This is a genomic window from Pseudomonas sp. ADAK13 (assembly GCF_012935715.1).
Taxonomy (GTDB): Bacteria; Pseudomonadota; Gammaproteobacteria; order Pseudomonadales; family Pseudomonadaceae; genus Aquipseudomonas.
This window is the reverse complement of sequence record NZ_CP052860.1, coordinates 1,826,396-1,848,509: the sequence shown is the minus strand read 5'-3', so window position 1 is coordinate 1,848,509 and position 22,114 is coordinate 1,826,396. Positions and strand designations below refer to the sequence as shown.

General features: G+C 61.9%; 16 protein-coding genes and 2 pseudogenes. All 18 read left to right on the top strand.

Annotated features, from left to right (window positions below):
* Positions 1 to 65: 65 nt before the first annotated feature.
* Positions 66 to 845 (top strand): histidine utilization repressor, encoded by a 780-nt coding sequence (gene hutC, locus HKK54_RS08695; RefSeq protein WP_177324994.1) that lies wholly within the window; start codon positions 66 to 68, stop codon positions 843 to 845.
* Positions 842 to 1,402 carry a HutD/Ves family protein gene (locus HKK54_RS08690; protein ID WP_010169126.1) on the top strand — a complete coding sequence of 187 codons (561 nt, stop codon included), beginning with the start codon at positions 842 to 844 and terminating at the stop codon, positions 1,400 to 1,402. The genes hutC and HKK54_RS08690 overlap by 4 nt, the downstream gene beginning before the upstream one ends.
* 324 nt (positions 1,403 to 1,726) lie before the next feature.
* Positions 1,727 to 3,397 carry a urocanate hydratase gene (hutU, locus tag HKK54_RS08685; RefSeq protein WP_169386580.1) on the top strand — a complete coding sequence of 557 codons (1,671 nt, stop codon included), beginning with the start codon at positions 1,727 to 1,729 and terminating at the stop codon, positions 3,395 to 3,397.
* A 50-nt stretch (positions 3,398 to 3,447) separates the two neighbouring features.
* Complete coding sequence (locus tag HKK54_RS08680) at positions 3,448 to 4,887, top strand: purine-cytosine permease family protein (RefSeq protein WP_169386579.1); 1,440 nt, start codon at positions 3,448 to 3,450, stop codon at positions 4,885 to 4,887.
* Positions 4,880 to 5,021, top strand: a pseudogene (locus tag HKK54_RS08675) (histidine ABC transporter substrate-binding protein); the annotation flags it as partial. The gene HKK54_RS08680 and the pseudogene HKK54_RS08675, both read left to right, overlap by 8 nt.
* A gap of 71 nt (positions 5,022 to 5,092) precedes the next feature.
* Positions 5,093 to 5,944 (top strand): ABC transporter permease, encoded by an 852-nt coding sequence (locus tag HKK54_RS08670; protein WP_003209260.1) that lies wholly within the window; start codon positions 5,093 to 5,095, stop codon positions 5,942 to 5,944.
* Positions 5,941 to 6,765: a quaternary amine ABC transporter ATP-binding protein gene (locus tag HKK54_RS08665; RefSeq protein WP_010169138.1), complete on the top strand. Its 825-nt coding sequence runs from the start codon at positions 5,941 to 5,943 to the stop codon at positions 6,763 to 6,765. The genes HKK54_RS08670 and HKK54_RS08665 overlap by 4 nt, the downstream gene beginning before the upstream one ends.
* A gap of 146 nt (positions 6,766 to 6,911) precedes the next feature.
* Positions 6,912 to 8,435, top strand: coding sequence for a histidine ammonia-lyase (hutH, locus tag HKK54_RS08660; protein ID WP_169386578.1), 1,524 nt, complete (start codon positions 6,912 to 6,914; stop codon positions 8,433 to 8,435).
* A 114-nt stretch (positions 8,436 to 8,549) separates the two neighbouring features.
* Positions 8,550 to 10,088 carry a histidine ammonia-lyase gene (hutH, locus tag HKK54_RS08655; RefSeq protein ID WP_085984627.1) on the top strand — a complete coding sequence of 513 codons (1,539 nt, stop codon included), beginning with the start codon at positions 8,550 to 8,552 and terminating at the stop codon, positions 10,086 to 10,088.
* Between the two features lie 182 nt (positions 10,089 to 10,270).
* Positions 10,271 to 11,677: an amino acid permease gene (locus tag HKK54_RS08650; protein ID WP_169386577.1), complete on the top strand. Its 1,407-nt coding sequence runs from the start codon at positions 10,271 to 10,273 to the stop codon at positions 11,675 to 11,677.
* Positions 11,678 to 11,693: 16 nt separating this feature from the next.
* Positions 11,694 to 12,899: an imidazolonepropionase gene (gene hutI, locus HKK54_RS08645; protein WP_169386576.1), complete on the top strand. Its 1,206-nt coding sequence runs from the start codon at positions 11,694 to 11,696 to the stop codon at positions 12,897 to 12,899.
* Positions 12,900 to 12,910: 11 nt separating this feature from the next.
* Positions 12,911 to 13,711, top strand: a complete 801-nt coding sequence (hutG, locus tag HKK54_RS08640; RefSeq protein WP_169386575.1) for an N-formylglutamate deformylase — start codon at positions 12,911 to 12,913, stop codon at positions 13,709 to 13,711.
* A gap of 250 nt (positions 13,712 to 13,961) precedes the next feature.
* Positions 13,962 to 14,909, top strand: coding sequence for a choline ABC transporter substrate-binding protein (locus HKK54_RS08635; protein WP_169386574.1), 948 nt, complete (start codon positions 13,962 to 13,964; stop codon positions 14,907 to 14,909).
* A gap of 173 nt (positions 14,910 to 15,082) precedes the next feature.
* Complete coding sequence (locus tag HKK54_RS08630; RefSeq protein ID WP_010169149.1) at positions 15,083 to 16,018, top strand: alpha/beta hydrolase; 936 nt, start codon at positions 15,083 to 15,085, stop codon at positions 16,016 to 16,018.
* A 103-nt stretch (positions 16,019 to 16,121) separates the two neighbouring features.
* Positions 16,122 to 17,093, top strand: coding sequence for a prolyl aminopeptidase (pip, locus tag HKK54_RS08625; protein ID WP_088423039.1), 972 nt, complete (start codon positions 16,122 to 16,124; stop codon positions 17,091 to 17,093).
* On the top strand, positions 17,090 to 17,527 hold the full coding sequence (dtd, locus tag HKK54_RS08620; protein WP_169386573.1) for a D-aminoacyl-tRNA deacylase: 438 nt from the start codon (positions 17,090 to 17,092) through the stop codon (positions 17,525 to 17,527). The genes pip and dtd overlap by 4 nt, the downstream gene beginning before the upstream one ends.
* A 267-nt stretch (positions 17,528 to 17,794) precedes the next feature.
* Positions 17,795 to 19,534 (top strand): glucan biosynthesis protein G, encoded by a 1,740-nt coding sequence (locus tag HKK54_RS08615; RefSeq protein ID WP_010169155.1) that lies wholly within the window; start codon positions 17,795 to 17,797, stop codon positions 19,532 to 19,534.
* Positions 19,527 to 22,099 (top strand): annotated as a pseudogene (gene mdoH, locus HKK54_RS08610) (glucans biosynthesis glucosyltransferase MdoH); the annotation flags it as partial. The gene HKK54_RS08615 and the pseudogene mdoH, both read left to right, overlap by 8 nt.
* Positions 22,100 to 22,114: the final 15 nt, after the last annotated feature.

Here is a 22,114-nt window from a genome sequence, read left to right as displayed (position 1 = left end):
CGGTCGTGTGTTTATTTGTATATACATATACAGACGTTTGCCTGCTCGGTAAACTCCGGCAAGCTATGCTTCTTTTTCACTTACAAGGATTTCCTGTGCCGACTCCGCCCGCCAAGTCTCCACTGGCTGCCCACATGGACGAAAGTCCGGCGCCCTTGTATGCCCGCGTCAAACAGATGATCAGCCAGCAGATTCTCAACGGCAACTGGCCGCCGCACTACCGCGTGCCGTCGGAAAGCGAGTTGGTCAACCAGTTGGGCTTCAGCCGCATGACCATCAACCGCGCCTTGCGCGAGTTGACGGCCGAAGGCCTGCTGGTGCGAATGCAGGGCGTGGGCACGTTTGTCGCCGAGCCCAAGAGCCAGTCGGCCCTGTTTGAGGTGCACAACATTGCCGATGAGATCGCCTCCCGCGGCCATCGCCATACGTGCAAAGTCATCACCCTCGGTGAGGAAGCGGCCGGTTCCGAGCGCGCCGTCGCCCTGGAAATGCGCGAAGGAGGGCGGGTGTTCCACTCGCTGATCGTGCACTACGAAAACGACATTCCGGTGCAAATCGAAGACCGTTTCGTCAACGCCCTGGTAGCGCCGGAATACCTGCAGCAGGATTTTACCCAGCAAACGCCTTATGCCTACCTCAACCAGGTGGCGCCGCTGACCGAAGGCGAGCACGTGGTGGAAGCGATCCTCGCCGACGCCCATGAGTGCAAGCTGCTGCAAATCGAAACCAGCGAGCCGTGCCTGTTGATTCGCCGCCGGACCTGGTCTGGCCGCCAGCCGGTAACGGCCGCGCGTTTGATCCACCCCGGTTCCCGTCATAGCCTGGAAGGACGTTTCAGTAAATGAGTTCGATGAAAGTCTGGCGCGCCACCGATTACGTCCGCATGCCGTGGAAAAACGGCGGCGGCAGCACTGAAGAAATCACCCGTGATGCAGGCGAGGGCCTGGACGGTTTTGGCTGGCGCCTGTCGATTGCCGATATCGCCGAGTCGGGCGGGTTCTCTACCTTCGCCGGGTACCAGCGCATCATCACCGTGCTGCAAGGCTCGGGCATGGTGCTGACGGTGGATGGCGAGGAACAGCGCGGGTTGTTACCGCTGCAGCCGTTCCCGTTCAAGGGTGACAGCCAGGTGTCCTGCCGATTGATCGGCGGCCCGATTCGCGATTTCAACCTGATCTATTCACCGCAGCGCTATCAGGCGCGGTTGCAGTGGATGGACGGTACGCAGCGCTTCTTCAGTGCCGCGCACACCGTGCTGGTATTCAGTGTGGCCGACGAGGTGAAGGTGCTCGGTGAGCGGCTGAACCGTCATGACTGCCTGCAAGTGGACGGTAACACCGGCCTGCTGGACGTCAGCGTCACCGGCCGTTGCTGCGTCATCGAACTGACCTCAGCTGCTTAAACGGGTGGGGGGGCTTCCCCCCACATGTTGTTTCCCTCTTCCCGCACCAACTTGTTACCGAACGCCCCAGCATGGCGCAAAGCCCTGCCTCGGTGACAAGTCTCCTGCGCTGTAAAAATCCTCTGTAAGAAAATTCATCAAGCGGCGAGGCCTTATTTTCCGAGGCTTTCACCCTCATCCCGGAAAAATCTTCAAACCTTGCGCGCAAAGTTGGCCGCTTGATTGCATATGCTTGTATGTACAAGTAAAGATGTGTGCGTAAGAGTCCATGGACATCCTCTTCGCACCCATCATGTTCGCGCATTGATCGTTGAGGATTTTTTTGTGACCAAGCCTACGAAGTACCGTGACGTTGAAATCCGTGCCGCACGCGGCAACACGCTGACCGCCAAAAGCTGGCTGACTGAAGCGCCGCTGCGCATGCTGATGAACAACCTTGACCCGCAGGTTGCCGAAAATCCGAAAGAACTGGTGGTGTACGGCGGCATTGGCCGTGCCGCGCGCAACTGGGAATGCTACGACCAGATCGTCGAAAGCCTGACCCACCTCAATGACGACGAAACCCTGCTGGTGCAGTCCGGCAAACCCGTCGGCGTGTTCAAGACCCACAGCAACGCGCCGCGCGTGCTGATCGCCAACTCCAACCTGGTACCGCACTGGGCGAGCTGGGAGCATTTCAACGAACTGGATGCCAAGGGCCTGGCCATGTACGGCCAGATGACCGCCGGCAGCTGGATCTACATCGGCAGCCAGGGCATCGTGCAGGGCACCTACGAAACCTTCGTCGAAGCCGGTCGCCAGCATTACAACGATGACCTCAAGGGCCGTTGGGTCCTGACTGCCGGCCTCGGCGGCATGGGCGGCGCCCAGCCACTGGCCGCGACCCTGGCCGGTGCCTGCTCGCTGAACATCGAATGCCAGCAGGTCAGCATCGACTTCCGCTTGAACAGCCGTTATGTCGACGAGCAAGCCACCGACCTCGACGACGCCCTGGCGCGCATCGCCAAATACACCAGGGAAGGCCGCGCGATCTCCATCGCCCTGCTGGGCAACGCGGCGGAAATCCTGCCGGAACTGGTCAAGCGCGGCGTGCGCCCGGACATGGTCACCGACCAGACCAGCGCTCACGACCCGCTTAACGGCTACCTGCCCGCCGGCTGGACCTGGGACGAGTACCGCGCCCGCGCCAAGACCGAACCGGCCGAAGTGATCAAGGCCGCCAAGCAGTCGATGGCGGTGCACGTCAAGGCCATGCTTGAGTTCCAGAAACAAGGCATCCCGACGTTCGACTACGGCAACAACATCCGTCAGATGGCGCAAGAAGTGGGCGTGGAAAACGCCTTCGACTTCCCGGGTTTCGTACCGGCCTACATCCGTCCGCTGTTCTGCCGTGGCATCGGCCCGTTCCGTTGGGCTGCGCTGTCGGGCGACCCGCAAGACATCTACAAGACCGACGCCAAAGTCAAAGAGCTGATCCCGGACGACGCCCACCTGCACAACTGGCTGGACATGGCCCGCGAGCGCATCAGCTTCCAGGGCCTGCCGGCGCGTATCTGCTGGGTTGGCCTGGGCCAGCGCGCCAAGCTCGGCCTGGCGTTCAACGAAATGGTGCGCAGCGGCGAGCTGTCGGCACCGGTGGTGATCGGCCGCGACCACCTGGACTCCGGCTCGGTGGCCAGCCCCAACCGTGAAACCGAATCGATGCAGGACGGTTCCGACGCCGTGTCCGACTGGCCACTGCTCAACGCCTTGCTCAACACCGCCAGCGGCGCGACCTGGGTTTCGTTGCACCACGGCGGCGGCGTCGGCATGGGCTTCTCCCAGCACTCGGGCATGGTGATTGTCTGCGACGGTACCGACGAAGCCGCCGAGCGTATCGCCCGCGTGCTGCACAACGACCCGGCGACCGGCGTGATGCGTCATGCGGATGCGGGTTACCAGATCGCGATCGATTGCGCCAAGGAGCAGGGGTTGAACCTGCCGATGATCAAATAAGGCTGCACAAAGGCATCACCCCAAAACAATCCATCAGAGGTTGAACAACAATGGCTGTAAATGACGCTCGTGCAAGCACCACCCCGTTGATCGAAAGGCGTTCGATCGACTACATCCCGGAAGCGGAAAGACACGGCCGTCTATTGAGTCAGTTCACCCTGTGGTTGGGTGCCAACCTGCAAATCACCGCGATTGTCACCGGGGCCCTGGCCGTGGTGCTGGGCGGTGATGTGTTCTGGTCGTTGATCGGCCTGTTGATCGGTCAACTGCTGGGCGGCGGCGTCATGGCGCTGCATGCTGCGCAAGGCCCGCAATTGGGCTTACCGCAGATGATCTCCAGCCGCGTGCAGTTTGGCGTGTATGGCGCGGTGATCCCGCTGGTGCTGGTGTGCCTGATGTACATCGGCTTTTCTGCCAGCGGTTCGTTGCTGGCGGGGCAGGCGGTGGCGCAGTTGCTCCACGTTGAAGACTGGGTCGGCATCGTGCTGTTCGCCGGGCTGATCATGGTGTTTACGATCTTCGGCTACCGGGTGATTCACGGTATCGGTCGCATCGCCAGCGTGCTGGGGGTGATTGCCTTCGTCTACCTGTTCTACAAGTTGCTGGCCGGTAACGACATCGGTGCGTTGCTGGGCAACAAGCATTTTTCCCTCAGCAGTTTCCTGCTGGCGATTTCCCTGTCGGCGTCCTGGCAGATTGCGTTTGGCCCTTATGTAGCGGACTACTCACGCTACTTGCCGCGCAGCACGTCGGCCTCGAAAACCTTCTGGGCCGTGGGCCTGGGTTCAGTGATCGGCGCGCAGGCTTCGATGGTGTTTGGTGTGTTTGCGGCTGCCTTGGCCGGCTCGCAATTCGCCCACCACGAAGTGTCGTTTATCGTCGGCCTCGGCGGCACCGGGATCGTTGCAGCGCTGCTGTATTTCAGCGTTGCCTTCGGCAAGGTCACCGTGACCACGCTCAACGCCTACGGCAGCTTTATGTCGGTTGCGACGATCATCAGCGGCTTCCGTGGCAGCCGGCATATCTCGAGTGCGGTGCGCCTGCTGTACATCTTCATCATGGTGTCGATTGCCGCTGGCCTGGCGTTGCTGGGCAAGGACTCGTTCCTCAAGGATTTCTCGGCGTTCATCCTGTTCCTGCTGGCGTTTTTCACGCCGTGGAGTGCGATCAACCTGGTGGACTTCTACTGCATCACCAAAGAGCGCTACGACATCCCGGCCCTGTCCAACCCTAACGGTCGCTACGGCCGCTGGAACCTGATGGGCATCAGCATCTACGTGTTCGGCGTGCTGATCCAGATGCCGTTTATCTCGACGCATTTCTACACCGGCCCACTGGTGGCCAGCCTTGGCGACACCGATATCTCATGGATCATCGGGCTGGTGGTGCCGGCGGCGTTGTACTACTGGGCCGCGAAAAAATGGCACAGCCCGACTCCCGAGCGTCTGGTGTTGCCAGATGTGCAGGGCACTACTGCTCTACCTGTTTAACCAGAACCCGGTACGCATGACAAACAGCGAATTGAAACAGCAAAACTGGCGAAAACTTTCCTCAAGGGACATCCTGAACTCTGGCACGCATGGTGAGCGACAACGCAGCCAAGAAAATCGACGCGGCCTTGTAGGTTGAGCGTTTCCGGTTGCCGCCACAGGCAACCGGGCGCCCGGCCACAATCCACTGGATCGAGAGCACACTATGTTTCCTGAGAGTTTTACGTTTTCCATCGCCGACTGGGTTAACAGTTGGGTCGATGCGCTGGTGACCAACTACGGCGATGTGTTCCGGCACATCTCCGATACGTTGCTGTGGGCCATTGTTAACCTGGAAGGTTTGCTGCGCGCAGCGCCCTGGTGGTTGATGCTGCTGATTGTTGGCGGTATTGCCTGGCATGCCACTCGCAAGTGGTTCACCACCGTCGTGATCGTCGGCCTGCTGTTTCTGGTGGGCGCGGTCGGGCTGTGGGACAAGCTGATGCAAACCCTGGCGCTGATGATGGTGGCCACGGTGATCTCGGTGCTGATCGGCATTCCCCTGGGGATTCTGTCGGCCCGCAGCAACCGCCTGCGTTCGGTGCTGATGCCGCTGCTGGACATCATGCAGACCATGCCCAGCTTCGTGTACCTGATCCCGGTGTTGATGCTGTTCGGCCTGGGCAAGGTCCCGGCGATTTTCGCCACGGTGATCTACGCCGCACCGCCGCTGATTCGCCTGACCGACCTGGGCATTCGCCAGGTAGACGGTGAAGTCATGGAAGCGATCAACGCCTTCGGTGCCAACCGCTGGCAGCAACTGTTCGGCGTGCAACTGCCGCTGGCCCTGCCGAGCATCATGGCCGGGATCAACCAGACCACCATGATGGCCCTGTCGATGGTGGTGATCGCCTCGATGATCGGCGCCCGTGGCCTGGGTGAAGATGTGCTCGTCGGCATCCAGACGCTTAACGTCGGGCGCGGCCTTGAAGCCGGTCTGGCGATCGTGATTCTTGCCGTGGTCATCGACCGCATTACGCAAGCCTATGGTCGTCCACGGCATGAGGCGAGCAAATGACTACTGTCAGCAAAATTGAAGTCAAAAACGTATTCAAGATTTTCGGCAACCGCTCCAGGGATGCACTGGCGTTGATTGGCCAGGGCAAGACCAAGGACGAGGTGCTGGCCGAGACCGGTTGCGTGGTGGGCGTGAACGACCTGTCCCTGAGCGTCGACACCGGTGAGATCTTCGTGATCATGGGCCTGTCGGGTTCAGGCAAGTCGACCCTGGTGCGCCACTTCAACCGGCTGATCGACCCTACCAGCGGTGCGATCCTGGTGGACGGTGAAGACATCCTGCAACTGGACATGGAAGCCTTGCGCCAATTCCGCCGGCACAAGATCAGCATGGTGTTCCAGAGCTTTGGCCTGCTGCCTCACAAGAGTGTGCTGGACAACGTTTCCTACGGCCTGAAAGTGCGTGGCGAAACCAGGCAAGTGTGCGCCGAGCGTGCGTTGCACTGGATCGAAACCGTGGGCCTCAAGGGCTACGAAAACAAATACCCGCACCAGCTGTCCGGCGGCATGCGCCAGCGTGTAGGCCTGGCCCGGGCGCTGGCGGCCGACACCGACATCATCCTGATGGACGAGGCGTTCAGTGCGCTCGACCCGCTGATCCGTGCCGAGATGCAAGACCAGTTGCTGGAGCTGCAAAAGACCCTGCACAAGACCATCGTGTTCATTACCCACGACCTCGACGAGGCGGTGCGCATCGGCAACCGCATTGCGATCCTCAAGGACGGCAAGCTGATCCAGGTCGGCACGCCCCGCGAGATTTTGCATTCACCGGCGGATGAGTATGTGAACCGGTTTGTTCAGCGGCGGGTGGCGGTGGTTTGATCCGATACTTGTGGTGAGTTGGCTGGCGCTATCGCAGGCAAGCCAGCTCTCACATTTGGAATGCGTTTCCCCTGTGGGAGCTGGCTTGCCTGTGATGAGGCCAGTGAAGCTGCACAACAATTACGAATTTGATGAAGAGGTCAACGATGTCCCAGGCTGAAAAAATCATCATCGCCGACGCCCCGATGCGTTGGCAGGACGTGGTCGCCGTGGCTCGCCACGGCGCCGTCCTCGAACTCTCGGGCCAGGCCTGGGCGCGAATCGACAATGCCCAGGCCATCGTCCAGCGCATCGTCACGAGCGGCGAGCGCGCCTACGGCATCAACACCGGCCTGGGCGCCTTGTGCAACGTGTCGCTCAAGGACGAACAACTGAGCCGGCTGTCACGCAATACCCTGCTCAGCCATGCCTGCGGCGTCGGTGCGCCGCTGAGTGTGGAGCAAACCCGCGCGATCATTTGTGCGGCAATCATTAACTACAGCCACGGCAAATCCGGCTTGCATCCGCAGGTGGTGCATTCGCTGCTGGGGCTGCTCAACCATGGCATCACGCCGCAAGTGCCGTCCCAGGGTTCCGTGGGTTACCTGACCCACATGGCGCACATTGGCGTCGCCTTGCTCGGCGTCGGCAACGTCAGCTATCGGGGCCGTATCGTTCCCGCACACCAGGCGCTGGCTGAAGAAGGTTTGCAGCCGGTAGTGCTCGGCGCCAAGGACGGGCTGTGCCTGGTCAACGGCACGCCGTGCATGACCGGCCTCAGCAGCCTGGCCCTGGCCGATGCGCATCGCCTGCTGCAATGGGCCGACGTGATCGGTGCCATGAGCTTCGAAGGCCAGCGCGGCCAGATCGACGCCTTTGATGAAGAGATCATCGCGCTCAAGCCGCACCCGGGCATGCAGCAAGTGGGCGTCAACCTGCGCGCGTTGCTGGACGGCAGCGAAGTGATCGCCAGCAGCAAAGGCATTCGCACCCAGGACGCCCTGAGCATCCGTTCGATTCCCCAGGTGCACGGCGCGGCCCGCGACCAACTGGAACACGCCACCCGGCAGATCGAAACCGAACTCAACGGCGCCACCGATAACCCGCTGGTGCTCGGCACTCCGGACAACTACCGCGTGGTGTCCCAGGCCAATCCCCACGGGCAGTCTGTGGCCCTGGCGGCAGACATGCTGGCCATCGCCATGGCAGAAATCGGCTCCATCGCCGAGCGTCGCCTGGACCGTCTGATCAACCCGCACGTCAGTGGTTTGCCGGCGTTTCTGGTGAGCAACCCCGGGGTCAACTCCGGGATGATGATCGTGCAGTACGTCGCCGCCTCGCTGTGCGGGCAAAACCGCCAGTTGGCGCAACCGGCGGTGCTCGACAACTTCGTCACCTCGGGCCTGCAGGAAGACCACCTGAGCATGGGCACCAACGCCGCGCTGAAGCTGTATTCGGTGCTGGAAAACGTCACCCAGATCCTCGCCATCGAGTACTTGCTGGCGGCCCAGGCGTTCGAGTTCCTCCAGGAGCAACGCTTCGGCGCCGGCACCGATGCCGCCTGGCGTTTGCTGCGCGAACACGTCCCGGCCTACGACCAGGACCGCTGGCTGGCGCCAGACATCGCAGCCACCGCCGCGCTGCTCAAGGACGCCGATTTACTGCAACGCACGCTACCGAATTTGCACTGATCTTTTCCCAACAATAACCAGCGTGCCAAGCCGACTGATCCTCTAAAAGAGCACAGCGGCGGATAACGGAAGCATCCGGAGCGACTGGTAGTTAACAACACTCTCAAAAGGAGCATGAATGTGACTGCGCTAAACCTGATTCCAGGCCAACTGAGCCTTGCCCAACTGCGGGCCATCTACCAGCAGCCGGTAACCCTCAGTCTGGATGACAGCGCCTCGGCCCAGATCGAAGCCAGTGTCGCCTGCGTGGAGCAGATTCTCGCCGAGAACCGCACCGCCTATGGCATCAACACCGGTTTCGGCCTGCTGGCCTCGACCCGCATCGCCAGTGAAGACCTGGAAAATCTCCAGCGTTCCCTGGTGCTGTCCCACGCCGCCGGCGTCGGTGAGCCCATCAGCGATGCGCTGGTGCGGCTGGTCATGGTGCTCAAGGTCAACAGCCTGAGCCGTGGTTTTTCCGGGATTCGCCGGCAGGTGATCGACGCGCTGATCGCCCTGATCAACGCCGAGGTTTACCCGCACATTCCGCTGAAGGGTTCGGTGGGTGCCTCCGGTGACCTGGCGCCATTGGCCCACATGTCGCTGGTGCTGCTGGGCGAAGGCAAGGCCCGCTACAAGGGCGAATGGCTGGAAGCCACCGAAGCGCTGAAAGTTGCCGGCCTGACGCCGCTGACCCTGGCCGCCAAGGAAGGCCTGGCGCTGCTCAACGGCACTCAGGTCTCCACTGCCTACGCACTGCGTGGCCTGTTTGAAGGCGAAGACCTGTTCGCCGGTGCCCTGGCGTGTGGCGCCCTGACGGTGGAAGCCGTGCTGGGTTCGCGCTCGCCGTTCGACGCGCGTATCCACGCCGCCCGTGGCCAGCGTGGCCAGATCGACTCCGCCGCCGCGTATCGCGCCCTGCTGGGTGAAAGCAGTGAAGTGTCCCAGTCCCACGAAAACTGCGACAAGGTTCAGGACCCGTACTCCCTGCGCTGCCAGCCGCAAGTCATGGGCGCCTGCCTGACCCAGTTCCGCCAGGCGGCCGAAGTGCTGGTGGTGGAAGCCAACGCCGTGTCGGATAACCCGCTGGTGTTTGCGGCAGAAGGTGACGTGATTTCCGGCGGCAACTTCCACGCTGAACCGGTGGCCATGGCGGCAGACAACATGGCGCTGGCCATCGCGGAAATCGGCTCCCTGAGCGAACGCCGCATCTCGCTGATGATGGACAAGCACATGTCGCAACTGCCGCCCTTCCTGGTGGGCAATGGCGGTGTGAACTCCGGCTTCATGATCGCCCAGGTGACGGCGGCGGCATTGGCCAGCGAGAACAAAGCGCTGGCCCATCCCCATAGCGTCGACAGCCTGCCCACGTCGGCGAACCAGGAAGACCACGTGTCGATGGCGCCGGCTGCGGGCAAACGCCTGTGGGAAATGGCCGAGAACACCCGCGGTGTGTTGGCGGTGGAATGGTTGGCCGCGTGCCAGGGCCTGGACCTGCGCAACGGCTTGAAAACCTCGCCTGCGCTGGAAAAGGCGCGCGGGATCCTGCGCAGCAAAGTGGCGTTTTATGAGAAGGACCGGTTCTTTGCGCCAGACATCAATGCCGCCAGTGAACTGTTGGCGACGCGTTGTTTGAATGAGCTGGTGCCGGCGAAGTTGTTGCCGAGCTTGTAAGAGCGACACCGATCCAGTGTGGGAGCTGTCGAGCCCCGGCGAGGCTGCGATGGCGTCGGAACAGACAACATTTTCGTAGCCTGACCCACCGCTATCGCAGCCTCGCTGGGGCTCGACAGCTCCCACATTTGATCTTCTACAGATTCGAATTTTCTCAGGATAAAAATAATTAAGGACGAGAAATGCACCCGGAAAAAGGTTTGAAACGCGGGCTCTCCGCCCGACATATTCGCTTCATGGCGCTCGGTTCCGCGATTGGCACCGGGCTCTTTTACGGCTCTGCCTCCGCGATCCAGATGGCCGGTCCTGCCGTACTCCTGGCCTACCTGATCGGCGGCGCCGCCGTGTTCATGGTGATGCGCGCCCTGGGCGAGATGGCCGTGCACAACCCGGTGTCCGGCTCCTTCGGCCAGTACGCCAGCACCTACCTGGGCCCGATGGCCGGCTTTATCCTCGGTTGGACCTACGCCTTTGAAATGATCATCGTCTGCCTCGCCGACGTCACCGCCTTTGGCATCTACATGGGCTTCTGGTTTCCCGAAGTCGCGCGCTGGGTCTGGGTGCTGGGCATCGTGTTGCTGATCGGCGGCTTGAACCTGTGCAACGTCAAAGTCTTTGGCGAAATGGAGTTCTGGCTGTCGCTGCTCAAGGTCGGCGCCATCGTCGCGATGATCCTCGGTGGCTTCGGCATCATGCTGTTCGGTATTCACTCGGCGGGCGAAGCACCGGCCACCGGTCTCAGCAACCTGTGGGCCCACGGCGGTTTCATGCCTAACGGCGTGGGCGGCCTGATTGCGTCCTTCGCGGTGGTGATGTTCGCCTTTGGCGGCATCGAAATCATCGGCATCACCGCTGGCGAAGCCAAGGACCCGCAGCGCGTGATCCCCAAGGCGATCAACGCGGTGCCGCTGCGTATCCTGCTGTTCTACGTGCTGACGTTGTTTGTGCTGATGGCGATCTACCCGTGGCCGCAGATCGGCAGCCAGGGCAGCCCGTTCGTGCAGATCTTCAGCAACCTGGGGATAGGCTCGGCGGCGACCATCCTCAACATCGTGGTGATCTCCGCTGCCGTCTCGGCCATCAACAGCGACATCTTCGGCGCCGGCCGCATGATGTACGGCCTGGCCCAGCAGGGGCAGGCGCCCAAGGGCTTTGCCCAGCTGTCGAAACAGGGCGTGCCGTGGATGACGGTGGTGGTGATGGGCGCCGCGTTGCTCGGCGGCGTGGTGCTCAACTACCTGATCCCGGAAAACGTGTTCCTGGTGATCGCCTCGATCGCGACCTTCGCCACGGTGTGGGTGTGGCTGATGATCCTGGTGACTCAGGTCGCGATGCGTCGCGCGATGACCAAGGAGCAGATCGCCGAGCTGAAATTCCCGGTGCCGTTCTGGCCTTATGCGCCAGCGGCCGCCATCGTGTTCATGCTGTTTATCTTCGGGGTGCTGGGTTACTTCCCGGACACCCAGGCTGCCCTTATGGTCGGCGCCGTGTGGATCGTCCTGCTGATCGTTGCCTATCTGCTGTGGGTCAAGCCCGCCGCCGGGCAAACGGCCAAGGTCCACTACGACCCGGCTTTGTCTCATCGATAACCTAACGGAGGCGTTGATGAAAACGCTTTGGCAACACTGCCACGTTGCAACCATGGCCCAGGGCAACTACTCGATCATCGAGGATGCCGCCATCGTTACCTCGGGCACGCTCATCGAGTGGATCGGCCCGCGCGCCGATCTGCCGAAGGCTGACTACGCGACCACCCACGACCTGCAAGGGGCGTGGGTCACGCCCGGGCTGATCGACTGCCACACCCACACGGTGTTCGGTGGCAATCGCAGCGGTGAGTTCGAGCAGCGGTTGCAAGGCGTGAGCTACGCCGAGATCGCAGCCGCCGGTGGCGGTATTGCCAGCACCGTGCGCGCCACACGCGCGGCGTCCGAAGATGAGCTGTTTGCCAGCGGCCACAAGCGCCTGCGCAGTTTGCTGCGCGACGGCGTGACGACCGTCGAGATCAAGTCCGGCTACGGCCTGGACCTGGCCAGCGAGCGCAAGATTCTGCGGGTGATCCGCCGCCTCGGCGCCGAGCTGCCCGTCAGTGTGCGCAGCACCTGCCTGGCGGCCCATGCGTTGCCGCCGGAGTACGTGGACCGCGCCGACGCCTACATCGACCACATCTGCGCCGAGATGCTGCCGGCACTGGCAGCGGAAGGCCTGGTGGATGCGGTCGACGCCTTCTGTGAATACCTGGCGTTTTCGCCGGAGCAGGTGGAGCGTGTGTTCATTGCCGCCCAAAAACTCGGTTTGCCGGTAAAACTGCACGCCGAACAGTTGTCGTCCCTGCACGGCTCCAGCCTGGCGGCGCGTTACCAGGCGCTGTCGGCGGACCACCTGGAATTCATGACCGAGGAAGACGCCATTGCCATGGCCGCTTCCGGCACCGTCGCGGTGTTGCTGCCGGGGGCGTTCTACTTCCTGCGGGAAACCCAACTGCCGCCGATGGACGCCCTGCGCAAGCACGGCGTGAAGATCGCCATTGCCAGCGACCTCAACCCGGGCACCTCGCCGGCGTTGTCGGTGCGCCTCATGCTGAACATGGCCTGCACCCTGTTCCGCATGACCCCGGAAGAAGCCCTGGCCGGCGCCACGCAGCACGCGGCCACCGCCCTGGGCCTGGGTGACAGCCACGGCTCGCTGGAAGTGGGCAAGGTCGCGGACTTTGTCGCCTGGCAGATCGATCGCCCTGCCGACCTGGCCTACTGGCTGGGCGGCGAGCTGGATAAACGCGTCGTGCGCCATGGCGCCGATGTCACCGTTTGAGGAGTAGCGCTGTGGATAAGGTTCTGAATTTCAAACAAGGCCGCGTACCGCTGCTGATCAGCATGCCCCACGCGGGCCTGCGCCTGACGCCGGCGGTGCAAGCCGGGCTGATCCCCGAGGCGCAAAGCCTGCCGGACACCGACTGGCACATCCCCACGCTGTATGACTTCGCCGAAGCGCTGGGCGCCAGCACCCTGGCCGCCGAGTATTCGCGCTTTGTCATCGACCTGAACCGGCCATCAGACGACAAGCCGCTGTACGTCGGCGCCACCACCGGCCTGTACCCGGCGACGCTGTTCGACGGTGTGCCGCTGTTCCGCGAAGGCCTGGAACCGTCCAAGGCCGAACGCGCCACGTACCTGGAGCAGGTGTGGACGCCGTATCACCGCACCCTGCAAAACGAGCTGGCCCGGCTCAAGGCCGAGTTCGGTTATGCACTGCTGTTTGATGCGCACTCGATCCGCTCGGTGATCCCGCACCTGTTCGAAGGCAAGCTGCCGGACTTCAACCTCGGCACCTTCAATGGTGCCGCCTGCGACCCGCAACTGGCCAGCCAGCTGGAAGCCATCTGCGCCGCGCATCCGCAGTACAGTCATGTGCTCAACGGGCGTTTCAAGGGCGGGCATATCACCCGGCATTACGGTAACCCGGCCGAGAACATCCACGCGGTGCAGCTGGAGTTGGGGCAGTGCACCTACATGGAAGAGTTTGAGCCCTTCCGTTATCGCGCCGACCTGGCCGAGCCGACGCGGGTGGTGTTGAAGGAATTGCTGGAAGGGTTCCTGGCCTGGGGGCAAAAGCACTATCGGTGATCGGTTGCGCAGTTGAGATAGCCATCGCGGGCAAGCCCGGCTCCCACCATTTTGAATGGCAAACATATTCAAATGTGGGAGCTGGCTTGCCTGCGATGAGGCCCTCAACAGCCACACACCTCTCAAGTCGCCTGAGTGCAACTCACAGTCGCCACAGGTCGCTTTGATCGAGGTCTCGCTGGGTAAGGTGTTGGGCACGGCGCGTCAGACGCCATCCCCACAATAAAAACTGCCGAGTGAGACCGCATCGATGAAAAGACTGTTCAACCGTTGTCTGTTGATTCTCACCGGCGCCGCCCTTCTGAGCGCCAACGCGATGGCCGCCGACCCGGCCTCGTGCAAGGTCGTACGCATGGGCGTGGTCAGTTGGACCGACGTGATCGCCACCAGTGGCATGGCCGATGTGCTGCTCAACGGCCTGGGCTATGACAGCAAGCAAACCAGCGCCGTGCAGCAAATCATCTTTGCCGGTATCCGCGACAAACGCCTGGATATCTTCCTGGGCTACTGGAAGCCGGCGATGGACAACAACATCGCGCCGTTTCTCGCTGCCAAGCAGGTCAAGGTGTTCGACAAGCCAAGCCTGTCCGACGCCCAGGCTACCCTGGCAGTGCCGCAGTACGTCGCCGATGCGGGCCTGAAAACCTTTGCCGACATTGCCCGCTTCAAGGACAAGCTGGGCGGCAAGATCTACGGCATCGAGCCGGGCAGTGGTGCCAATACCGACATCCAGAAAATGATCGACAGCAACCGCTTTGGCTTGGGCGGATTCAAGCTGGTGGCGTCCGGTGAAGCGGGCATGCTGGCCGCGGTGCAGCGGGCGGTGAACCGCAAGGAGTTCGTGGTGTTTGTCGGCTGGACCCCGCACCCGATGAACATCAACATGAAAATGGCTTACCTGACCGGCAGCGAAGATGTGTTCGGTGCCAACGAGGGCATGGCTACAGTCTCCACGGTGACGGCGCCGGATTATGCCGAGCGTTGCCCCAACGTGACCCGGCTGCTGGAGAACCTGACCTACACCGCCGCCCAGGAGAGCCAGTTGATGGTGCCGATCATGGACCGCAAGACGCCGCAGGATGTTGCCAAACAATGGCTGCGTGACAATCCCGAGGACTTGCAGCGCTGGCTGGCCGGTGTGACAACCCTGGATGGCAAGGACGGCGTGGCGGCGGTGCAGGCCAGCCTGAAGCCTTGATGCGAACACGATAGATCAAACAACAGAGAGCCCATGTGGGAGCCGGGCTTGCCCGCGATAGTGGTGTATCAGTCGACGATGGCGTTGGTTGAAACACCGCTATCGCAGGCAAGCCAGCTCCCACATTTGTCTTGTGGTGTGCTTTGAGTCTTCATATCAGGACGATCACCTTCATGTCCCACTACCCGATTTCCGCGCCGATGTGCGCCTTTGTCGAAAAAACCGAATCTTTCACCAGCGACGACACCTCGCTGGCTGGGTTGCGCCGGGGCTATGACCGCATGTGCCAGGCGTTCACCCCGGCGCGGCCGGAAGGGTTGCAGGTGTCGGACGTTTCCCTGGGTGGCGTGGGCGTACGCAGTTATCAACCGGTGACGCCGACACCTGATGGCGGCTGGCCGTGCATCCTTTATATGCACGGTGGCGGCTGGGTGGTGGGTGGCCTGGATTCCCACGACTTTATCTGCTGTGAGCTGGCCGACGCTCTGCAGGTGCTGGTGATCGCCATCGATTACCGGCTAGCCCCCGAACACCCGTTTCCGGCGGCTTTCGACGATTGCCGTGCGGTCTGGCGGGCGATCCAGGCGGGTGAAGCGCCTTGCCACATCAACCTTCAACGTCTGGTGGTGGCCGGTGACAGCGCCGGCGGTAACCTCGCTGCCGCCGTGTGCCTGGGCCTGCGGGACGACCACCAGCCGCAGCCCCTGGCGCAAATCCTGATCTACCCGGGCCTGGGCGGCCCCGCCGACTTGCCGTCCCGCCGCGACTGCGTCGACGCGCCGCTGCTCAGCGCTGCCGACACCGAGTGCTACCTGGCGCTCTACCTGCGGGGGCCGGGCAAACCGTCGCCCTACGCCATGCCATTGCTGGCTGCGGATTTCAGCGGGTTGCCGCAGGCTTTGATCGCCGTCGCCCAGTTCGACCCGCTTCGGGACGACGGCATGCTCTATGCCGAGCGGCTGCAAGCTGCCGGGGTGGCGGCCCTGCTGTATCCCGGCAAAGGCCTGGTTCACGGCTGCCTGCGGGCCCGGGGCCAGGTGCCGGAGGTCGACCGGCTCTACGCTTATCTGCTGGATTACCTGCGTGGAGTTCTGCTGACACAGGTCTAAGTCCGTCAGGACATGCTCATTGCACAATTCGGGTTTATGATGCCAGACGGCAAAATAATAGACGTCCCCCCAGGGATGAACTCGACCCCTTACGGAGCGCGCAATGCAGACTTTGTACCCGCAGATCAAACCCTACGCCCGGCACGATCTGGCCGTCGATGAAACCCACGTACTGTACGTCGACGAAAGTGGTTCCCCGGAAGGCTTGCCCGTCGTATTCATCCACGGCGGCCCTGGCGCCGGGTGTGACGCCAATAGCCGCTGCTATTTCGATCCGAATCTGTACCGAATTGTTACTTTTGATCAGCGCGGCTGCGGGCGCTCCACCCCACGGGCCAGCCTGGAAAACAACACCACCTGGGACCTGGTGGCCGACCTTGAGCGGATTCGCGAGCACCTTGGCATCGAAAAATGGGTGCTGTTCGGCGGTTCCTGGGGTTCGACCCTGGCCCTGGCCTACGCGCAAACCCACCCGGAACGGGTGCATGGCCTGATCGTGCGGGGCATCTTCCTGGCCCGTCCCCAGGACATCCAATGGTTCTACCAGGCGGGCGCCAGCCGCCTGTTCCCGGATTACTGGCAGGATTACCTTGCGCCGATCCCTGCGGAGGAGCGCCACGACCTGCTCAGCGCCTACCACAAGCGCCTGACCGGAAATGACCAGATCGCCCAGATGCACGCCGCCAAGGCCTGGTCCACGTGGGAAGGGCGCATGCTGGGCCTGTGCCCGAACCCGCAGTTGATCGAGCGCTTCTCCGAACCTCAGCGCGCGTTGTCGATCGCCCGTATCGAATGCCACTACTTCACCAACAATTCATTCCTTGAACCCAACCAGCTGATTCGCGACATGCACAAGATCGCCCATCTGCCTGGCGTAATCGTGCATGGCCGCTACGATATGATCTGCCCGCTGGACAACGCCTGGGAGCTGCATCAGGCGTGGCCCAACAGTGAGCTGCAGATCATCCGCGAGGCCGGCCATGCGGCTTCCGAGCCCGGAATCACCGATGCGCTGGTACGTGCGGCGAGTGAAATGGCACGGCGCCTGCTTGATTTGCCGCCTGAAGAAGCATGAAGGGGCTTTTGCAACGGGTGCGCGGCGCCCGGGTCGAGGTAGAAGGGCAGGTGGTCGGTGCGATAGACCAGGGTTTGCTGGTGCTGGTGGCCGTCGAGCCGTCAGATACCCCAGCCTGCGCCGACAAGCTGCTGCATAAGCTGCTTAACTATCGGGTGTTCAGCGACGACGAGGGCAAGATGAACCTGTCCTTGAAAGACATTGGCGGCGGTTTGCTGCTGGTGTCGCAGTTCACCCTGGCGGCAGATACCAAGAGCGGCTTGCGTCCCAGCTTCTCCACGGCGGCACCGCCGGCGTTGGGCGAGGCACTTTTCGACTACCTGCTGTTACAAGCGCAACAATTGCATGGCACGGTAGCGGCAGGGCGGTTTGGCGCGGATATGCAGGTGCATTTGGTCAATGACGGGCCGGTCACCTTCCTGTTACAGACGTGAATGTACTGAAAACGACTTGTGATGCCCAAAAAACCGGGTTTTCGCTACAAATACTTCGCTGACCCTGATGCGTTGTCTCGCGGGCTACTAGATAATCGCGCGCTACGGGGATCAGCGTTAATTGGTCCATTTTTGACTTAGGTAGAGACTTGTCCGATAGCTATTGGGGAATCATTTAGCCCCATGGGAGTCGGAACAATGCTCGCCAACCTGGCATATAGATAGCTGGCCGTTGGTTTTTTGATCTGTTTTCGGCGAGGGTTGCTCGTGATTGTTAGTCCCTGTAATGCACCAAAATTGTCTGCCAAACGGTTACGAAACGCACTGGTAACGGGCTCTGCCCTGTTTTGCCTGTTCGGCGCGGGTCAACTGTGGGCATTCAGTCTGGATGATGTGTCGGCCAAGGCAAAAGAGCTGGCCGGGCAGAAATACGAAGCTCCGCGCAGCAATTTGCCGAACGAATTCCGCGAAATGAAATTCGCTGATTACCAGAAAATTCGTTTCCGCAACGAAAAAGCCGAGTGGGCCGATCAGAACACCCCGTTCAAGCTGTCCTTCTATCACCAGGGTATGCACTTCGATACACCGGTGAAAATCAACGAAGTCACCGCCGACAGCGTCCAGGAAATCAAGTACGACCCGGCTCGTTTCGATTTCGGCGACGTCAAGTTTGATCCTAAAGCCACCGAACAGCTGGGTTATGCCGGTTTCCGTGTGCTGTACCCGATCAACAAGGGCGACAAGCAAGACGAAATCATGACCATGCTCGGCGCGAGCTATTTCCGCGTCGTGGGTAAAGACCAGGTCTACGGCCTGTCTGCCCGCGGTATGGCGATCGATACTGCGTTGCCGTCCGGCGAAGAATTCCCGCGCTTCACCGAGTTCTGGATCGAGCGTCCAAAGCCGGGCGAGAAACAGCTGGTGATCTACGCCCTGCTGGATTCGCCACGGGCGACGGGCGCTTATCGCCTGATCCTGCGCCCTGGCACCGACACCATCGTCGACGTCAAATCCCAGATGTACCTGCGTGACAAGGTCACCAAGCTGGGCATCGCCCCGCTGACCAGCATGTTCCTGTTCGGCGCCAACCAGCCGTCCAAGGTCCTCAATTACCGTCGCGAGCTGCACGATTCCAGCGGCCTGTCGATCCATGCCGGCAACGGCGAGTGGATCTGGCGCCCACTGAACAACCCCAAACACCTGTCGGTCAGCAACTTCACCGTGGAAAACCCGCGTGGTTTCGGCCTGCTGCAACGCGGTCGCAACTTCAGCCACTACGAAGACCTCGACGACAACTACGACAAGCGCCCAAGCGCCTGGATCGAGCCTGATGGCGACTGGGGCAAGGGCTCCGTCGACCTGGTAGAGATTCCGACCGCCGATGAGACCAACGACAACATCGTTGCCTTCTGGAGCCCGGAAAAACTGCCGGAGCCCGGCAAACCGCTGGACGTTGCCTATCGCCTGCACTGGACACTGAAAGACGCCGAGTTCCATTCGCCTGAAAGCGCCTGGGTCAAGCAGACCCTGCGTTCCACCGGCGACGTCAAGCAGTCCAACCTGATCCGTCAGCCAGACGGCAGCGTGGCCTACCTGGTGGACTTCGAGGGCCCGTCCCTGAAGAAACTGCCAGCTGACGCACCGGTTCGCAGCCAGGTCAGCGTGGGCGACAACGCCGAAATCGTTGAAAACAGCGTGCGCTACAACCCGCACACCCAAGGCTGGCGCCTGACCCTGCGCATGAAGATCAAGGACGCAGGCAAGCCGACTGAAATGCGTGCCGCCCTGGTCCAGGACATCGTGACGCCTGAGCCGGAGAAGGTTTCGACTCAAGTGTTGAAGGCCGACAAAGTGCTGGCCAAACAGCATGAGAAAGCGGCCAAGAAAGACGCCAAGGACAAGGACGCCAAGCAGCCGGAAGCGGCTGCCCCAGCCACACCGGAGCCGGCCAAGACAGAGCAAGTCCTGACCGAAACCTGGAGCTATCAGTTGCCTGCCGATGAGTAATTCTCAAGTCCAGCCAGAGACTCTTGCCGAGTATCTGGCGCATCTACCGATGACCGATGAGCAGCGCGCCGAACTGGCGGGCTGCGATTCCTTCAGTGAATTGCACAAGCGCCTGTCATCGTCCACGTTCGACGCACCTGCCGACGCCCAGGCGTCGGTGGGCGCCCGGCTGACCCTCAACACCGCCGAAGAGCTGCAAGACGCCGAAATGCTGGCGCTCGACGCCAGCGGCCGGGTTTGCCTCAAGGCCACGCCGCCGATCCGTCGGACCAAGGTCGTGCCTGAGCCATGGCGCACCAATATCCTGGTGCGTGGCTGGCGTCGCCTGACCGGTCGTACCAACCCTCCGGCACCGCCGAAGGATGAACGCGTGTTGCCGGCTGCGCGCTGGCGCACCGTCGGTTCGATCCGTCGCTATATCCTGCTGGTGCTGATGCTCGGCCAGACGATCGTCGCCGGCTGGTACATGAAAGGCATCATGCCGTACCAGGGCTGGTCCTTCGTCGACTTTGACGAGATCCGCAACCAGACCCTGCTGCAAACCGCGACCCAAGTGATGCCTTACGCCCTGCAAACCAGCATCCTCGTACTGTTCGGGATTCTGTTCTGCTGGGTCTCGGCCGGTTTCTGGACCGCGCTGATGGGCTTCCTGGAACTGCTGACCGGTCACGATAAATACCGTATCTCCGGTAAAAGTGCCGGTAACGAGCCGATTCCGAAAGATGCCCGCACCGCCCTGGTAATGCCGATCTGCAACGAAGACGTGCCCCGGGTATTTGCCGGCCTGCGCGCAACGTTCGAATCGGTTGCCGCCACCGGTGACCTGGACCGTTTCGACTTCTTCGTCCTCAGCGACAGTAACGAGGCCGACATCTGCATCGCCGAGCAGCAAGCCTGGCTCGACGTGTGCCGCGAAGCCGGTGGCTTCGGCAAGATCTTCTATCGCCGCCGTCGCCGTCGCGTCAAACGCAAGAGCGGCAACCTCGATGACTTCTGCCGTCGCTGGGGCGGTGACTACAAGTACATGGTGGTCCTCGACGCCGACAGCGTGATGAGCGGCGAATGCCTGACCAGCCTGGTACGCCTGATGGAAGCCACGCCGGATGCCGGGATTATCCAGACCGCGCCGCGTGCGTCGGGCATGGACACCCTGTATGCGCGCATGCAGCAGTTCGCCACCCGCGTGTACGGCCCGCTGTTTACCGCCGGCCTGCACTTCTGGCAGCTGGGTGAATCCCACTACTGGGGGCACAACGCGATCATCCGCATGAAGCCGTTCATCGAGCACTGCGCCCTGGCGCCGTTGCCGGGTAAAGGCGCGTTTGCCGGTGCGATCCTCTCCCACGACTTCGTTGAAGCAGCGCTGATGCGCCGTGCCGGCTGGGGCGTGTGGATTGCCTACGACTTGCCGGGCAGCTACGAAGAACTGCCGCCGAACCTGCTGGACGAACTCAAGCGTGACCGTCGCTGGTGCCACGGCAACCTGATGAACTTCCGCCTGTTCCTGGTAAAAGGCATGCACCCGGTGCACCGTGCGGTGTTCCTGACCGGCGTGATGTCTTACCTGTCGGCACCGTTGTGGTTCTTCTTCCTGGTGCTGTCGACGGCCCTGCTGGCGGTCAACACGCTGATGGAGCCGCAGTACTTCATGGCGCCACGCCAGTTGTACCCGCTGTGGCCGCAATGGCACCCGGACAAGGCGGTGGCGCTGTTCTCCACCACCATCGTGCTGCTGTTCCTGCCTAAACTGCTGAGCATCATCCTGATCTGGGCCAAGGGCGCGAAAGAGTTCGGCGGCAAGTTCAAGGTGACCTTGTCGATGCTGCTGGAGATGCTGTTCTCCATGTTGCTGGCGCCGGTGCGGATGATCTTCCACACCCGTTTCGTACTGGCTGCGTTCCTCGGCTGGGCCGCGACCTGGAACTCGCCACAGCGTGACGATGACTCCACGCCCTGGAGCGAGGCGGTCAAGCGCCACGGTCCGCAGACCTTGCTTGGTTTCTTCTGGGCACTGCTGGTGGTGTGGCTGAACCCAAGCTTCCTGTGGTGGCTGGTGCCGATCGTCGGTTCGCTGATGCTGTCGATCCCGGTGTCGGTGATTTCCAGCCGGGTCAAGCTGGGCCTCAAGTCCCGCGACGAGAGCCTGTTTTTGATCCCGGAGGAATACAACCCGCCCCAGGCGCTGTTGTCGACCGACAAGTACACCCACGAAAACCGTTGGCATGCGCTCAATGACGGCTTTGTGCGGTCGGTGGTCGATCCACAGCAGAACGCCCTCGCGTGCGCCTTGGCGACTTCCCGTCACGGGCAGGCGGAGCCGATTGAATGGCTGCGTGTCGAGCGTGTTCGCCATGCGTTGAAAGTCGGTCCTGCCGGCCTGAACAACAGCGAACGCCTGGCCTTGCTCAGCGATCCGGTTGCCCTGGCACGCTTGCACGAGCTGGTCTGGAGCGACGGCCACGCCGAGTGGCTCAATGCCTGGCGCGAATCGGTCAAGGCCGATCCGCATGCGCCGTTGCTGCCATTGAAACCACTGTCGTCCCAGGCTCAACCAGCCTGATTCCGACGCCCCCGAGGTAT

Excerpts from the sequence above, each read along its gene's own strand:
- hutI (WP_169386576.1), top strand. The coding sequence starts at position 11,694 with ATGAAAACGCTTTGGCAACACTGCCACGTTGCAACCATGGCCCAGGGC.
- hutC (WP_177324994.1), top strand. The coding sequence starts at position 66 with ATGCTTCTTTTTCACTTACAAGGATTTCCTGTGCCGACTCCGCCCGCC.
- HKK54_RS08680 (WP_169386579.1), top strand. The coding sequence starts at position 3,448 with ATGGCTGTAAATGACGCTCGTGCAAGCACCACCCCGTTGATCGAAAGG.
- HKK54_RS08630 (WP_010169149.1), top strand. The coding sequence starts at position 15,083 with ATGTCCCACTACCCGATTTCCGCGCCGATGTGCGCCTTTGTCGAAAAA.
- HKK54_RS08690 (WP_010169126.1), top strand. The coding sequence starts at position 842 with ATGAGTTCGATGAAAGTCTGGCGCGCCACCGATTACGTCCGCATGCCG.
- hutH (WP_085984627.1), top strand. The coding sequence starts at position 8,550 with ATGAATGTGACTGCGCTAAACCTGATTCCAGGCCAACTGAGCCTTGCC.
- HKK54_RS08670 (WP_003209260.1), top strand. The coding sequence starts at position 5,093 with ATGTTTCCTGAGAGTTTTACGTTTTCCATCGCCGACTGGGTTAACAGT.
- dtd (WP_169386573.1), top strand. The coding sequence starts at position 17,090 with ATGAAGGGGCTTTTGCAACGGGTGCGCGGCGCCCGGGTCGAGGTAGAA.
- HKK54_RS08665 (WP_010169138.1), top strand. The coding sequence starts at position 5,941 with ATGACTACTGTCAGCAAAATTGAAGTCAAAAACGTATTCAAGATTTTC.
- pip (WP_088423039.1), top strand. The coding sequence starts at position 16,122 with ATGCAGACTTTGTACCCGCAGATCAAACCCTACGCCCGGCACGATCTG.
- hutH (WP_169386578.1), top strand. The coding sequence starts at position 6,912 with ATGTCCCAGGCTGAAAAAATCATCATCGCCGACGCCCCGATGCGTTGG.
- HKK54_RS08635 (WP_169386574.1), top strand. The coding sequence starts at position 13,962 with ATGAAAAGACTGTTCAACCGTTGTCTGTTGATTCTCACCGGCGCCGCC.
- HKK54_RS08650 (WP_169386577.1), top strand. The coding sequence starts at position 10,271 with ATGCACCCGGAAAAAGGTTTGAAACGCGGGCTCTCCGCCCGACATATT.